The 11,430-nt window shown below is 36.4% G+C and carries 14 protein-coding genes and 10 tRNA genes; 20 read left to right on the forward strand and 4 right to left on the reverse strand.

The features are described from left to right. Positions 1–14: 14 nt before the first annotated feature. The 10 genes from ACVWXS_RS24955 (at position 15) to ACVWXS_RS25000 (ending at position 942) form a co-directional block, all read left to right on the forward strand. Positions 15–90, forward strand: a tRNA-Phe gene (locus ACVWXS_RS24955). Between the two features lie 10 nt (positions 91–100). Next, positions 101–176, forward strand: a tRNA-Thr gene (locus ACVWXS_RS24960). Between the two features lie 9 nt (positions 177–185). Next, a tRNA-Tyr gene (locus ACVWXS_RS24965) sits at positions 186–269 on the forward strand. Between the two features lie 14 nt (positions 270–283). Then, a tRNA-Trp gene (locus ACVWXS_RS24970) sits at positions 284–357 on the forward strand. 16 nt (positions 358–373) lie between these two features. Then, positions 374–449, forward strand: a tRNA-His gene (locus tag ACVWXS_RS24975). 34 nt (positions 450–483) lie between these two features. Next, positions 484–559: transfer RNA gene (locus ACVWXS_RS24980), tRNA-His, on the forward strand. Between the two features lie 17 nt (positions 560–576). Next, positions 577–651 (forward strand) — tRNA-Gln (locus tag ACVWXS_RS24985). Positions 652–657: 6 nt separating this feature from the next. Then, positions 658–732: transfer RNA gene (locus ACVWXS_RS24990), tRNA-Gly, on the forward strand. Positions 733–740: 8 nt separating this feature from the next. Continuing rightward, a tRNA-Cys gene (locus ACVWXS_RS24995) sits at positions 741–814 on the forward strand. Between the two features lie 47 nt (positions 815–861). Then, positions 862–942 (forward strand) — tRNA-Leu (locus ACVWXS_RS25000). A 228-nt stretch (positions 943–1,170) separates the two neighbouring features. Here the strand turns inward: ACVWXS_RS25000 and ACVWXS_RS25005 are convergent. Further along, complete coding sequence (locus tag ACVWXS_RS25005) at positions 1,171–1,488, reverse strand: hypothetical protein (protein WP_456960578.1); 318 nt, start codon at positions 1,486–1,488, stop codon at positions 1,171–1,173. 756 nt (positions 1,489–2,244) lie between these two features. Between ACVWXS_RS25005 and ACVWXS_RS25010 the strand changes: the two genes are divergently transcribed. From ACVWXS_RS25010 to ACVWXS_RS25045, 8 genes are all read left to right on the forward strand, one after another. After that, complete coding sequence (locus tag ACVWXS_RS25010; protein WP_456960579.1) at positions 2,245–2,688, forward strand: hypothetical protein; 444 nt, start codon at positions 2,245–2,247, stop codon at positions 2,686–2,688. Positions 2,689–2,726: 38 nt separating this feature from the next. Further along, positions 2,727–2,894 carry a hypothetical protein gene (locus ACVWXS_RS25015; RefSeq protein WP_456960580.1) on the forward strand — a complete coding sequence of 56 codons (168 nt, stop codon included), beginning with the start codon at positions 2,727–2,729 and terminating at the stop codon, positions 2,892–2,894. Then, on the forward strand, positions 2,849–2,977 hold the full coding sequence (locus tag ACVWXS_RS25020) for a hypothetical protein (RefSeq protein ID WP_456960581.1): 129 nt from the start codon (positions 2,849–2,851) through the stop codon (positions 2,975–2,977). Before ACVWXS_RS25015 ends, ACVWXS_RS25020 begins: the two co-directional genes overlap by 46 nt. A gap of 101 nt (positions 2,978–3,078) precedes the next feature. Continuing rightward, the gene (thpR, locus tag ACVWXS_RS25025; RefSeq protein WP_456960582.1) at positions 3,079–3,639 is read left to right on the forward strand and encodes an RNA 2',3'-cyclic phosphodiesterase; all 561 of its coding nucleotides are present in this window, start codon (positions 3,079–3,081) and stop codon (positions 3,637–3,639) included. Positions 3,640–3,857: 218 nt separating this feature from the next. Further along, a complete protein-coding gene (locus ACVWXS_RS25030; RefSeq protein ID WP_456960583.1) occupies positions 3,858–4,892 on the forward strand; it encodes an ABC transporter permease in 1,035 nt (344 codons plus the stop codon). Position 4,893: 1 nt separating this feature from the next. Beyond that, positions 4,894–5,580, forward strand: coding sequence for an ABC transporter ATP-binding protein (locus ACVWXS_RS25035; protein ID WP_423492514.1), 687 nt, complete (start codon positions 4,894–4,896; stop codon positions 5,578–5,580). 178 nt (positions 5,581–5,758) lie between these two features. Beyond that, positions 5,759–6,040 (forward strand): hypothetical protein, encoded by a 282-nt coding sequence (locus tag ACVWXS_RS25040; protein WP_456960584.1) that lies wholly within the window; start codon positions 5,759–5,761, stop codon positions 6,038–6,040. A gap of 433 nt (positions 6,041–6,473) precedes the next feature. Next, the gene (locus tag ACVWXS_RS25045) at positions 6,474–6,707 is read left to right on the forward strand and encodes a hypothetical protein (protein ID WP_456960585.1); all 234 of its coding nucleotides are present in this window, start codon (positions 6,474–6,476) and stop codon (positions 6,705–6,707) included. 64 nt (positions 6,708–6,771) lie between these two features. Here ACVWXS_RS25045 and ACVWXS_RS25050 read toward each other — a convergent pair whose 3' ends face one another. Continuing rightward, on the reverse strand, positions 6,772–7,518 hold the full coding sequence (locus ACVWXS_RS25050; RefSeq protein WP_456960586.1) for an arylamine N-acetyltransferase family protein: 747 nt from the start codon (positions 7,516–7,518) through the stop codon (positions 6,772–6,774). A 200-nt stretch (positions 7,519–7,718) separates the two neighbouring features. On the opposite strand from ACVWXS_RS25050, the gene nagB reads away from it, so the two are divergent. Beyond that, the gene (gene nagB, locus ACVWXS_RS25055) at positions 7,719–8,432 is read left to right on the forward strand and encodes a glucosamine-6-phosphate deaminase (RefSeq protein WP_374967654.1); all 714 of its coding nucleotides are present in this window, start codon (positions 7,719–7,721) and stop codon (positions 8,430–8,432) included. 42 nt (positions 8,433–8,474) lie between these two features. Here nagB and ACVWXS_RS25060 read toward each other — a convergent pair whose 3' ends face one another. Next, entirely contained in the window at positions 8,475–8,840 is a 366-nt protein-coding gene (locus tag ACVWXS_RS25060) for a hypothetical protein (RefSeq protein ID WP_456960587.1), read from the reverse strand. A 97-nt stretch (positions 8,841–8,937) separates the two neighbouring features. On the opposite strand from ACVWXS_RS25060, the gene ACVWXS_RS25065 reads away from it, so the two are divergent. Further along, positions 8,938–9,840 (forward strand): S66 peptidase family protein, encoded by a 903-nt coding sequence (locus ACVWXS_RS25065; RefSeq protein WP_456960588.1) that lies wholly within the window; start codon positions 8,938–8,940, stop codon positions 9,838–9,840. A 48-nt stretch (positions 9,841–9,888) separates the two neighbouring features. Here the strand turns inward: ACVWXS_RS25065 and ACVWXS_RS25070 are convergent, their stop codons facing one another. Further along, positions 9,889–10,056: a hypothetical protein gene (locus ACVWXS_RS25070; protein WP_456960589.1), complete on the reverse strand. Its 168-nt coding sequence runs from the start codon at positions 10,054–10,056 to the stop codon at positions 9,889–9,891. Between the last annotated feature and the right edge of the window lie 1,374 nt (positions 10,057–11,430).

Here is an 11,430-nt window from a genome sequence, read left to right on the forward strand (position 1 = left end):
TTTTTAAAAAATATGGGTCAGTAGCTCAGTTGGTAGAGCATTAGATTGAAGCTCTAAGTGTCGGCGGTTCGATTCCGTCCTGACCCACCATATTTTTTTTGCCGGTGTAGCTCAGTTGGTAGAGCAACTGACTTGTAATCAGTAGGTCGTGGGTTCGACTCCTATCGCCGGCACCATGTATTCCCGGAGGGGTAGCGAAGTGGCTAAACGCGGCGGACTGTAAATCCGCTCCTTAGGGTTCGGCGGTTCGAATCCGTCCCCCTCCACCAGTTTTTTTATTCATAGGGGCATAGTTTAACGGTAGAATAGAGGTCTCCAAAACCTTTGATGTGGGTTCGATTCCTACTGCCCCTGCCAATTAATTAATTTCATGGCGGTTGTGGCGAAGTGGTTAACGCACCTGATTGTGGTTCAGGCATTCGTGGGTTCGATTCCCATCAGTCGCCCCATTTAATTTAAAACAATAAAATATATAGTAATATGGCGGTTGTGGCGAAGTGGTTAACGCACCTGATTGTGGTTCAGGCATTCGTGGGTTCGATTCCCATCAGTCGCCCCATTTATATATTTAACTTTTGGGGTATAGCCAAGCGGTAAGGCAACGGATTTTGATTCCGTCACGCCCTGGTTCGAATCCAGGTACCCCAGCCATTTATTGCGGAAGTAGTTCAGTGGTAGAACACCACCTTGCCAAGGTGGGGGTCGCGAGTTCGAACCTCGTCTTCCGCTCCAAATATGATGGCGGCATAGCCAAGTGGTAAGGCACAGGTCTGCAACACCTTTACCACCGGTTCAAATCCGGTTGCCGCCTCCATAATTTATTTCTTAATCGGATTTTCCGATTTTTTTTATCTCCATTATGCCGGTGTGGCGGAATTGGCAGACGCGCACGACTCAAAATCGTGTTCCTTTGGAGTGTCGGTTCGACCCCGACCACCGGTATCATATTTAGTAAAGAATCCTTGATAGGATTCTTTTTTATTTGTAGTAAATTTATAGATAGCATTTAAGATTCTCTCAAAATGTATTTTTTGAGAGAGTTTTTTACGAGCAGCAAGACACCGTAAAGGGTATCATGCTCGCTAATCCAAGTAAAGTAGTAATATACATAGGTGAGCAAAAATGTACATGGTTAAATGGAAAAATAAAAGGACAGCATTAAGCTACCCTTCAAACTTCTCCGTTTTCTAATCTTTTGTTTAAAGCTATATATTCCTTTTTGGAAAAGGTTACTGTTACTCTATCCAATCTATTTCCACCTGGGTATAAAAGCAATTGCTGATTAAATTTTATACCTAAAGGTCCAACCGTTTGATAAATAAGATTTAGAATTTTAAAACAGTCTAAATCTACTCCTTCTTTCAAATGATTTTTAACATTAATAGTAACCACTTCTTCAACTTCAATAAATCTAGGTTTTCGAGGAGATATATTGTGAGCTTTACAAAGTCTTTTTATTAGATTTTGATAATAATCTTGTTGTTCCACTTAAACCACCTCTCTTTTATGTTATCATTTAAAATAGTAAAAAATATAGGTTATATATGAATAAATATTTTTATCTACAGTTTTTATGCTTTTTTCTCTAGTTTTAGTTTCTCTGCATTTGCAAGTGAAACAGACACGCCAGCACTGATTAAAAAGAGTAGAATACAAGCGATTCTAATCATTTGAGGTGCTGTAGCAAAATTTCCTTCGAATTTGATTTTAAAAACCCCTCACCTAATCATGAAAAAAACTAATTCAAGAATATACAATCTTGATCTTCATTAAAGTAAATAGTTTCTACCTCTTCTTGTTCTACAGCTGCAATTGCTCACCAGAATTATCCTTATCTCTGAGTCAGAGGCATCATCATAAAATATAAAACGGCCACCTACTAAGAAAAGACCTCATAAAATTTTTCCCATAACAAACCTCCCTTAGTTGATCGATTAAAACATAACACTAATAATGGTAAATTTAATTTTTTTGATACAAACAATGGCTCATCACCAAAAGTTGTGGGTGACATTTGTTAAGACGTATGCCTTGTATATAAGTTGATTGGAGTGGAGACTGGGCGACTCCTTGGGGATCAGCGGTAGAGGAACGAAGGCTAAGAGCATCACGTCCTGTGATAACGCCTTCGTGACCTACATCGTGTAGGCCCGAGACCCTGGAGCGAGCAACGACAATGATAAAATATGTAAATAAAGGTATTTTATTATATAGTGATTAATTTGATGTTGAGGAGGAGTAGCTATGAAAAATTTGTTTTATTTAATGTTCATTGTGATGATTATAGCTGGTTGTGACGGAATACCTTCATCACAGTCCGATTCTTTTGGAAACCCAGTGGGGCAAGTTATTGTAGATGATGAAGGTTACCCGATGATGATTGGCGACTTCGAATGGAAAGGTGATGACTTTGAAGCTCGAAAAATTAGTCCATCCGATACATTTGGCTTAGCAGAAGAATTTGAAACATTAACTGTTGAAAAAGGAGATAAAATAAAAATTGAAATTGATCAAAACCCATCTTCAATAATTGTATATCAGGAGAATGAAAATGGTACAATTGATAATTTTGAAATTCAAAATAACGAAATAACCCTTCCAACGGAAAAAGGATATTATATTTACGAAGTTATTGCAAAATGGAATGAAGGAAAATCAACTTTTGTTTTCGATTTGAATATAGAATAAAAAAATTCGATTTACTGAGTATGGCTTAATTTTAAAGATTGGAATGGAGGCTGGTCGACTCCTTGGGGAACATCGTACGTCCCAGGAAGCTTTGCTCTGTGCGAAAGCGAAAGCGACAGCGACAATGTTTTAGCTGTGCGAAAGCGAAGCGACAGCAACAATGTTTTATCTGCGCGAAAGCGAAAGCGACAGCGACAATGTTTTAGCTGTGCGAAAGCGAAGCGGCAGCAACAAAGCGCCCAGTCGGAACGGAAATCAATCACACGTTATGGTGATGAGTCAGTTTTAGTATACTTTTAAAATTTAGGTTGATGATAATACATGAATTCCTGCATTTCTTTAAGGTAGGGGATGTAAGTTACATTTACAATGCATAGAGAGGGTAAGAACATGAACAGACATTTTTTTATTGCAGTTCCACTTCCTTCAGATATTAAAGCAGCTCTTCATGCGAGATGTGAAAAAATGAAAACGGATTTTCATTTTAAACGATGGGTTCACCAGGAAGATTATCACCTCACCTTGGCTTTTTTAGGTCATGCGGATGAAGGGCAATTACAGGCTGTAGTGGATGAAACGAGGAAAAATCTGATGAATGTTTCTCCGTTCGAATTAAAAATTCAAGGATTCAATACTTTTGGAAGAAGAGAATATCCAAGAATTTTATGGGTGGATCTGCTCGAATCTGAGCAATTAAATTTTGTGAGAGACATAGTATACCGTGCTTGTATTAAAGCTGGATTTGAATTAGATATGAAGCCTTTTACACCACATATAACTGTTGCGAGAAAATGGGATGAGGCATTCGGTAAATTTCTATTCGAAGAATTGCTAAAAGAAGAGTTTCAGCTTCCTCAATTTCCAGTGAAAGAAGTGATTTTGTACGAATCGAGGGTAGAGGAAAACCCGAAATATTATAAAAAGGCAGTTATTCACTTAGATGACCAATAAATCTGTAAATGTATGAAGTGGTTGGTTGCATAATGTACAGACAAAGGAAAAAAGCCTACTACTATAATAATGATGAATATTAGATCAGCTCGTAAACCAAAAAAGAAAAGGTTTACGAGCTCTTTTGTTAAAAAGAGCTCATTTTTAATAATTAGTTCATCTTCCGTTCATTTAAGGATTTTATGATAAGGATGTAAAAAGGAATGGAGGAGTTCAATATGAATCTTGCATGGAAAGAAATTAAGAAAAATAAAGTAAGGTTTTTAATATTAGGTTCAATTGTTTTTCTTGTTAGTTTTTTAACATTTATTATTTCTGGTTTGGCGAATGGATTGTCACAAGATAATGCCGCCCTAATTAAAGATTTACCGCAAGGGCAATTTTATATGAATGAAGATGCAGATCAAACTTATAATCTGTCCAAAATAGATAGCAGTACACAAAACGAAATATTGAGCAAAGAAAAAGATGCAGTAGCTTTTTCATTACAAATGGGCTTTTTGAATGATAAGGACAATAAGCAGCAAAGTGTTGCCTTTGTTACATCTACTGAGTCAGATTTATTTGAAGATGTGAAACATGAGGAAGTCGTTTTAGACAGCTCAATGAAAGATAAAGGAATTAAAGTAGGAGATACATTAACGAATAATCAATTTAGTGGCAAGTTTGTAGTAAAGGGATTTGTCGATCAAAAGAAATATAGTCATGCACCTGTTGCCTATATTAATGAAGAGGATTATAAAGAAATATACCGTGTTGATGAAATGCAGATGATTTTCTTACCAGACGGGGATTCTTCAAAAGAATTTGCTGGATTAGAATCATTTTCAAATAAAGAGTTTCTTAATACAATTCCAAGCTATAATGCAGAACAAATGTCTTTAAATATGATTGTTTGGTTTTTAGTAGTCATTAGTGGGATGCTGTTTGCTATCTTCTTCTATATGATGAACGTTCAAAAAATTGGCTTATACGGAATTTTAAAAGCGATTGGTTTGAAAACAAGTAAGATATTCCAATTGATATGGACACAGATGGCCATCATTACAGTTATTTCACTTATTTTGTCTGTAACCTTTAGCCAAGCATTTAATATGGTAGCGCCAGAAGGGATGCCTTTCACTTTAACAATCGCGACAACGACGCAATTATCGATAGTATTCCTAATTATTGGATTTATTGGGGCTACAATTTCAGGACTTCAAATTAGAAAAATTGAACCATTACAAGCGATACAGCAAGGAGAGGCTTAATATGACTTTATTTACAATTGATGAGGTTAGAAAAACGTTTACTAATGGCGAAGTAAAAGAAGAAATATTAAAAGGCATAAACCTTTCTCTAAAAGAAGGAGAAATCATAGCATTGGTAGGTGCATCGGGCTCTGGTAAAAGTACGCTTCTAACAATAGCTGCGGGACTTCAGCCTGCATCAGATGGGCAAGTTATATTTGAAGATAACAATTTAACTTCAATGAGCTCTGAAGAAGTACGAAAAGTACGAGCAAGTAAATTTGGATTTGTCTTTCAGTTTGCACACCTTGTACCTTTTCTTACAGTTGAGGAACAATTACTGTTAATGCTAGATGTTTCTGAATCCAAGTTAAAGAAGTCTGAACAAAAAAATGAAGTCGATCGAATACTAAAATTAGTAGGGATGGACCATCGGAAAGATTCTTATCCTTCTTCATTATCAGGTGGAGAAAAGCAACGTGTAGCCATTGCCCGGGCAATTATTCATAAACCGAAAGTTCTGTTCGCAGATGAACCAACGGCAAGTTTGGATTCTAAAAAATCAAAAGAGGTTATGTTATTAATTAGAGATTTGACTAAAACCTTAAACATTACTACTTTAATGGTGACACATGATGAAGAGATGCTTGCATATACGGATCGTATTATTAAAATGAGCGATGGTGTCATTTTGCAAGATGCCCTTTAGTTCGAGCAACATAAAATTTTAGAGAGCCACAACCATAATTATGATGGTTGTGGTATTTTTTTTGATTAAATAACGGCATTAGATGAATGACAGGGATATTTTTAAGAAGCTTAGTGTTAAAGTTACCAAACCATTTAACGAATACAGCATATTGTAGAAGAAAAGAGGATGTGATTTTATGGCGTTTGTCATTGCATTAATAATTGCATTAGTAGGATTAATAGCGGCATTCCAATTAAGCGAAGAAAAGACGGAGAAAGGCAAATATATTATTTGGGGTACCATCACGATGATTGCATTTGCCCCATCTTTATCTTTTTTAATTGGCGTAACGTATGCAATGACGGTTAGAAATGGTTGGGCAGCATCGATTATGATGCTTTTATTCCCGATGATTTTTGTCATAGGGCTTATTATATTACTCTTAGGCGTTTATAAGAAGCATGAAGAAGATCGCTAACTGTCTCTTAAGGAGTTAATTAATGTTTGTGTTTTAGTTATCTTTAATATAAAGGTAAAAAGCCGCGAGACTCCTGCGAATTGTATCTACGAGGAAGTGTATATGAAAAATGAAGGAAGGAGCCACACGCCTTGTTGGCTGACGCTTCGCTTTCGCACATAACACATATATTGCCCTGATCGGGTAGAATGCATAGCGGTTTTTTACCACTTAGGAAGACAGCCTTTCTGAGATGTTTATGTTAATCGAGCTTTTCGGCTTACTTTACAGTCCATTCTCATTAATGCCCTGTGTAAAGAAGGAGATAACATCTATTGTTTTACATATTGGCATTAAACAAAATAAGGCTTATTTTTGTGTATGCCTACAAAGGTGATTTTTACATATAGGAGATGGCTCCAGCCCCGCCGTCGAGGAGTATCAAAAACAGTCGGTGCTTACATTAATTAAAGGCGGGGTAATTTCAGGAGTCCGAAATACTGTTAAAGTAACAAATGGCACTGTCCAAGCAGGTGGTGTCAATTATAATAATGTTATTGTTTTAGAAGAAACGTCCGTTTACAGTGATGGAGTGTGGACATATTACTTTGTAGATGGTATCGGTTTAGTTAAGGAGCTTTACAAGGATGTTGTTATCTATGAGCTGCTTGATCATACAGCCAATTAAATGTTAGCCATAGGAAAAGCAAGTCTCCTATTGATGAGGAGGCTTGCTTTTTGTCATGAAGCATCTAATCTAATGAAATATGAAAAAAACGCTGAAGTGCATGTAGCCATTCCTTTTCGTTATGTGTTGTATAGGTTGTTAGGGAGTGTCCCTCGTATATTCGGAATTCGTCGTTAAGCATTGTATGTCGTCCACGAGGGGTACGAATCATAGCAATTTTATTTTGTTGTTTAGAAAGTCTTGGAGCAAACTTTGCATCGTTAGCGTCATCAAAAAAACTATAGAGCAAACGCCAATTGTGTTGTGTTTGTTCGTACAGCATCCAGCCGTTCGCATCATCTCGTACAATTTTATAAAGTTCATTGCCTTCACGGTGGAGATGCCCCGCAATGAGTGGAACTGGCTTACAAGGAGCTAATGCACCTACACCAACATCGGAAATATAGGATTGGTCAGCAAAATTAACAAGCAAGAGCTGGTGCATAGGGACATCTTCGGTAGGAGTATCTGCTTCAATGTTGCGCCAAAACTGTGCGTAGCGATTGGTCACAGAAAATCCGAGTTCACGAAGTAGCCAGCTAAATAAAATATTTAGCTCAAAGCAATTGCCTCCACGTTTGTGAACAATTATTTTTTGAAAAATATCAGGAATTGAGAAGGAAATGTCTTGTTTCAAGGCAACATCCAAGTTTTCATACGGGATGGTGTATAAATGTCTTGTTTGTAATTGACCAAGTAGTTTAATAGACGGCTCAGTTAAAGGTCCTTGAAAAAGAAGGTGTTTCAAATATTGCTGTATTTGTGAATTCATTAAATCGCCTCACTTCCTTATTAAATAACATAAACGAAATGGCTTGGGAATACACGTATAATATTTAAAAAGAAAATAATAGAAAATTAGATGTATAACTAGTAAAATTAATGTGTTAGCTACTATTTAGTGAACTATTTACCAATTTAGTTAATAATAAAGATTATAAGGTAGGTATATATATGACTATGACAACTAAAATGACATGGATAGAAGTAAATTCTTACGATGAAATGAGCGAAGTAGCAGCGGATATTTTCACTAAGCAATTACAAGTGAAGTCGGCAAGTATTTTAGGATTAGCAACTGGTGGTTCTCCTGTAGGGATGTATAAGGAATTAGTGAAACGCCAACAAGCTGGAACTATATCTTTTAGCGACGTTATTACGTTTAACTTAGACGAATATGTTGGTCTCGATCAATCAAGTCCAGCAAGCTATTGGACATTCATGCATGAGAATTTATTCAATCATGTGGATATTAAGGAAGAAAATATACATTTACCAAATGGTAAGGCTGAAGAGTTAGATGCTGAGTGTGTAGCATACGATGCTCGCATCAAGGAAGCCGGAGGAATTGATTTACAGCTTCTGGGTATTGGCGTTAACGGACATATTGGCTTTAATGAACCGGGCACACCTTTTGATTCACTAACTAATATTGTAGAGCTAACTGAATCTACACGCACTGAAAATGCAATTTATTTTGATGACTTTAAAGATGTACCAACACATGCTATTACAATGGGCATTCACTCTATTATGAATGCGAAGGCAATCGTGTTAATTGCATTTGGTGAGAAGAAACTAGAAGCTATTGAAAAATTAAAAAGTGGTATTGTGACGGAAGATTTCCCAGCAAGTCAATTATTAAACCATCCAAATGTAACGGTTATTTACGGCGGAACAAAATAGAAAATAAGCGTAGACTTTATTTTATGTAAAGTCTGCGCTTTTTTATTTTGAGTTTATTGCGGCGGATAGAAGAGACAAGGTGATGGATAGAAAGGCGAGAGCGACGGATAGAAGAGCCAAAGTCGTGGATAGAATAGCCAGAGTCGTGGATAGCCCCGCCAAAGCCGTGGATAGAGCAGCCGAAGTCGTGGATAGAACCGTTAAAGAGATGGAAAGAAGAGCCAAAGCGACGGATAGAAGAGCCAAAGTCGTGGATAGAATAGCCAGAGTCGTGGATAGCCCCGCCAAAGAGACGGAAAGAAGAGGCAGAGCGACGGATAGAACGATCAAAGCGACGGATAGAATAGCTAAAGTCACGGATAGCCTTGCCAAAGAGATGGCTAGAAGAGCCAAAGTCGGATCATTCATCCGGAAGTTTGTATGTTATCGGCACTAGCTTTACTACTAATCAATGCTACAATATTGTCTATATGCTAGAATAGTGAAAACAATAGGAGGGATTAGGATGAAAAGTACCGTACCACATTTACAGAAGGGCGATACAGTAGGTCTGGTGGCTTTATCAAGTCTAGTGAAGCCCGAAATGCTAGGGGATGCGACATCCTTTCTTGACGAATTAGGCCTTCAATATATTATTGGGGATACGATTCAGGCAAAGCATGATTATCTAGCAGGTAGCGACGAAGAACGTCTAGCTGACTTTCATGAGATGGTAAAAAATCCAGAGATAAAGGCAATTTTTTGTGTGAAGGGTGGCTATGGCTCTGCTCGAATTGCGGAAAAGATTGACTATGAACTACTAGTGGAAAATCCAAAAATTATCTGGGGCTTCTCCGATCTTACATATTTACATTGCGCCATTAATGAATATGCGAATCTAGTTACGTTTCATGGGCCTCTACTTATGTCTGTAGGAAGAATAGATGCTGTATCAAAGAGAATGTTTTTACAGTTATTTTCACCGATGGAATTACAGTATACGGAGGATATTTCACCATTAACAACGATTGCACCTGGTGTAGCTCGTGGCCAGATTATTGGAGGAAATTTACGACGCCTAGTAAACACGATAGGTACAAAATTTGAAGTTCGCACGGAAGGTAGAATTTTATTGATCGAGGAGCTAGCGGAGACGATTCCACATATTGATTCGATGCTACAGCACTTAAAGCAAGCGAGAAAGCTTGAGCAGTTAGCGGGTGTTATTATTGGTTCCTTTACGCAAACAGGAGCGGATGAAGCGGCACTGTTTACTTTAATGAAGGAATATTTTGCAGATTTAGGTATTCCAGTTGTAGCAGGCTTTAAAATTGGCCATGAAGAAACAAATGTTGCTATTCCGTTAGGAGTAGATGCAATTTTAGATGCACAGGAAAAGGTACTGAAGATTTTGCCTGGTGTGCATTAAAAGAAACGCTCAGCACTTTATATTGTGCTGAGTGTTTTATTATGAATATTAATAAGGCTCTGCGCCGTGTCCTTTATCTACAGCTTCTTTAGGGGCTTCATCACCATCAATATTACCGAGCGGCTTAGATGAAGATGAATCATTTCGAGCTTTTTGTACTCCTTCTTTTAACAAACGACCGTATTCTTCATCTGCTTCTTCCGCTAATGCAATCATTGCTTCTTGGATGGCTATATCTAAAAGAAAATAACTCTACTTCTTTAATTTGCTACTTATTATGGAATGTTATATTCTTATAAAGATTTGGCCTCAGAATAGCAAGAAGTGATCAATTTACTCACTTTTGTTTTAAAAAAGCCCTATTGAATATGAAAACAGAAAAACGAATAAATAAAATATAAATGAACGATTCTATAAAACTTGTAAATAAAATAAATACATATCGGCTAAAAATTCCGAATTCTATTTTATTTGTTAAATAGTTTTGTATTGACCAACCAAAGAATAAATTTTTATAACTAATAAGTAAAAATAGTCCTAATAATATAACCCAATACATTGTAGACATTTCAAAATGAGTTCCTTTTTTTAACATAATATAACCCACCCCTTCATTATTCTAAATAGCCAGAAAAAATATTGCGTATTAACATAAACTCTCTATATACTTTCATAAATATATTTTTTTGTTATAAAAATAGGCGAAGACTTAGCAGCAGTGTTCATCGTGACGGCACCTATCCCAAACTTATTAAAAACAATAGCATTAATTTCGAAATATTAAGAATCAATTTTTTCGGGTTTTTTAACATCTTTTGATAATCTTAAAATGAACATAAACAAACTTTAAAGATTAATTTGTCGAATGTTTCTTATAATAGGAGTTTTTAAATGAATATGAGGAGAAATAGAAAATGCTACACAACGGTTTAAATATACTGGATTTTTAATCATGTTAATTTTCGGTGGAGTATTATTGCTAAAATGGTTTTTTCATGATGAAATATTATTGGATCAATTAATTGCCTTTGTAATAGGGGTAATCTTCATGTTGCTACTTTATTCGTTAAAGCAAGATGAGGTAATTATATACACATAAAAGCTCTCCTACACACAAGATGTAAGAGAGCTTTTTGGATGGCGTTTTCAAATAATTGTAAGTTGTTTGAGTATGGCCATTGCTTATAGTTGGTTATTAGTCATTGGTCATACAGTAACAGGTAACTTGTCATTGGTTTAGTTAAGTTAGCACCAAAAGCTAGTTTTGAAAACAGCACATCCAATTCGGTATGAGGTCTTAACGACTCCATAAATCTATTGTATACAGTTTCAAGTGATATGAAAAGCCTTCATTTACCCCACATTAACAGGCAGTAATTTATCTGTACTGAAAGCAAAGCGTCAAGTACAAGACTCCCACCTTAAAATTTCAGCAACAGCAAATATTGAATTCGAACGATGAGCAAAATCTATGCTGAAAATTTTAAAAACAAACTGGCTCATCACCAAAAGTTGTGGGTGACATTTGTTAAGACGTATGCCTTGTATATAAGTTGATTGGAGTGGAGACTGGGCGACTCCTTGGGGATC

Source organism: Lysinibacillus sp. TE18511 (assembly GCF_054062295.1).

Excerpts from the sequence above, each read along its gene's own strand:
- ACVWXS_RS25010 (WP_456960579.1), top strand. The coding sequence starts at position 2,245 with ATGAAAAATTTGTTTTATTTAATGTTCATTGTGATGATTATAGCTGGT.
- ACVWXS_RS25020 (WP_456960581.1), top strand. The coding sequence starts at position 2,849 with ATGTTTTATCTGCGCGAAAGCGAAAGCGACAGCGACAATGTTTTAGCT.
- thpR (WP_456960582.1), top strand. The coding sequence starts at position 3,079 with ATGAACAGACATTTTTTTATTGCAGTTCCACTTCCTTCAGATATTAAA.
- ACVWXS_RS25030 (WP_456960583.1), top strand. The coding sequence starts at position 3,858 with ATGAATCTTGCATGGAAAGAAATTAAGAAAAATAAAGTAAGGTTTTTA.
- ACVWXS_RS25035 (WP_423492514.1), top strand. The coding sequence starts at position 4,894 with ATGACTTTATTTACAATTGATGAGGTTAGAAAAACGTTTACTAATGGC.
- ACVWXS_RS25040 (WP_456960584.1), top strand. The coding sequence starts at position 5,759 with ATGGCGTTTGTCATTGCATTAATAATTGCATTAGTAGGATTAATAGCG.
- ACVWXS_RS25050 (WP_456960586.1), bottom strand. The coding sequence starts at position 7,518 with ATGAATTCACAAATACAGCAATATTTGAAACACCTTCTTTTTCAAGGA.
- nagB (WP_374967654.1), top strand. The coding sequence starts at position 7,719 with ATGACATGGATAGAAGTAAATTCTTACGATGAAATGAGCGAAGTAGCA.
- ACVWXS_RS25060 (WP_456960587.1), bottom strand. The coding sequence starts at position 8,840 with ATGAATGATCCGACTTTGGCTCTTCTAGCCATCTCTTTGGCAAGGCTA.
- ACVWXS_RS25065 (WP_456960588.1), top strand. The coding sequence starts at position 8,938 with ATGAAAAGTACCGTACCACATTTACAGAAGGGCGATACAGTAGGTCTG.
- ACVWXS_RS25070 (WP_456960589.1), bottom strand. The coding sequence starts at position 10,056 with ATGATTGCATTAGCGGAAGAAGCAGATGAAGAATACGGTCGTTTGTTA.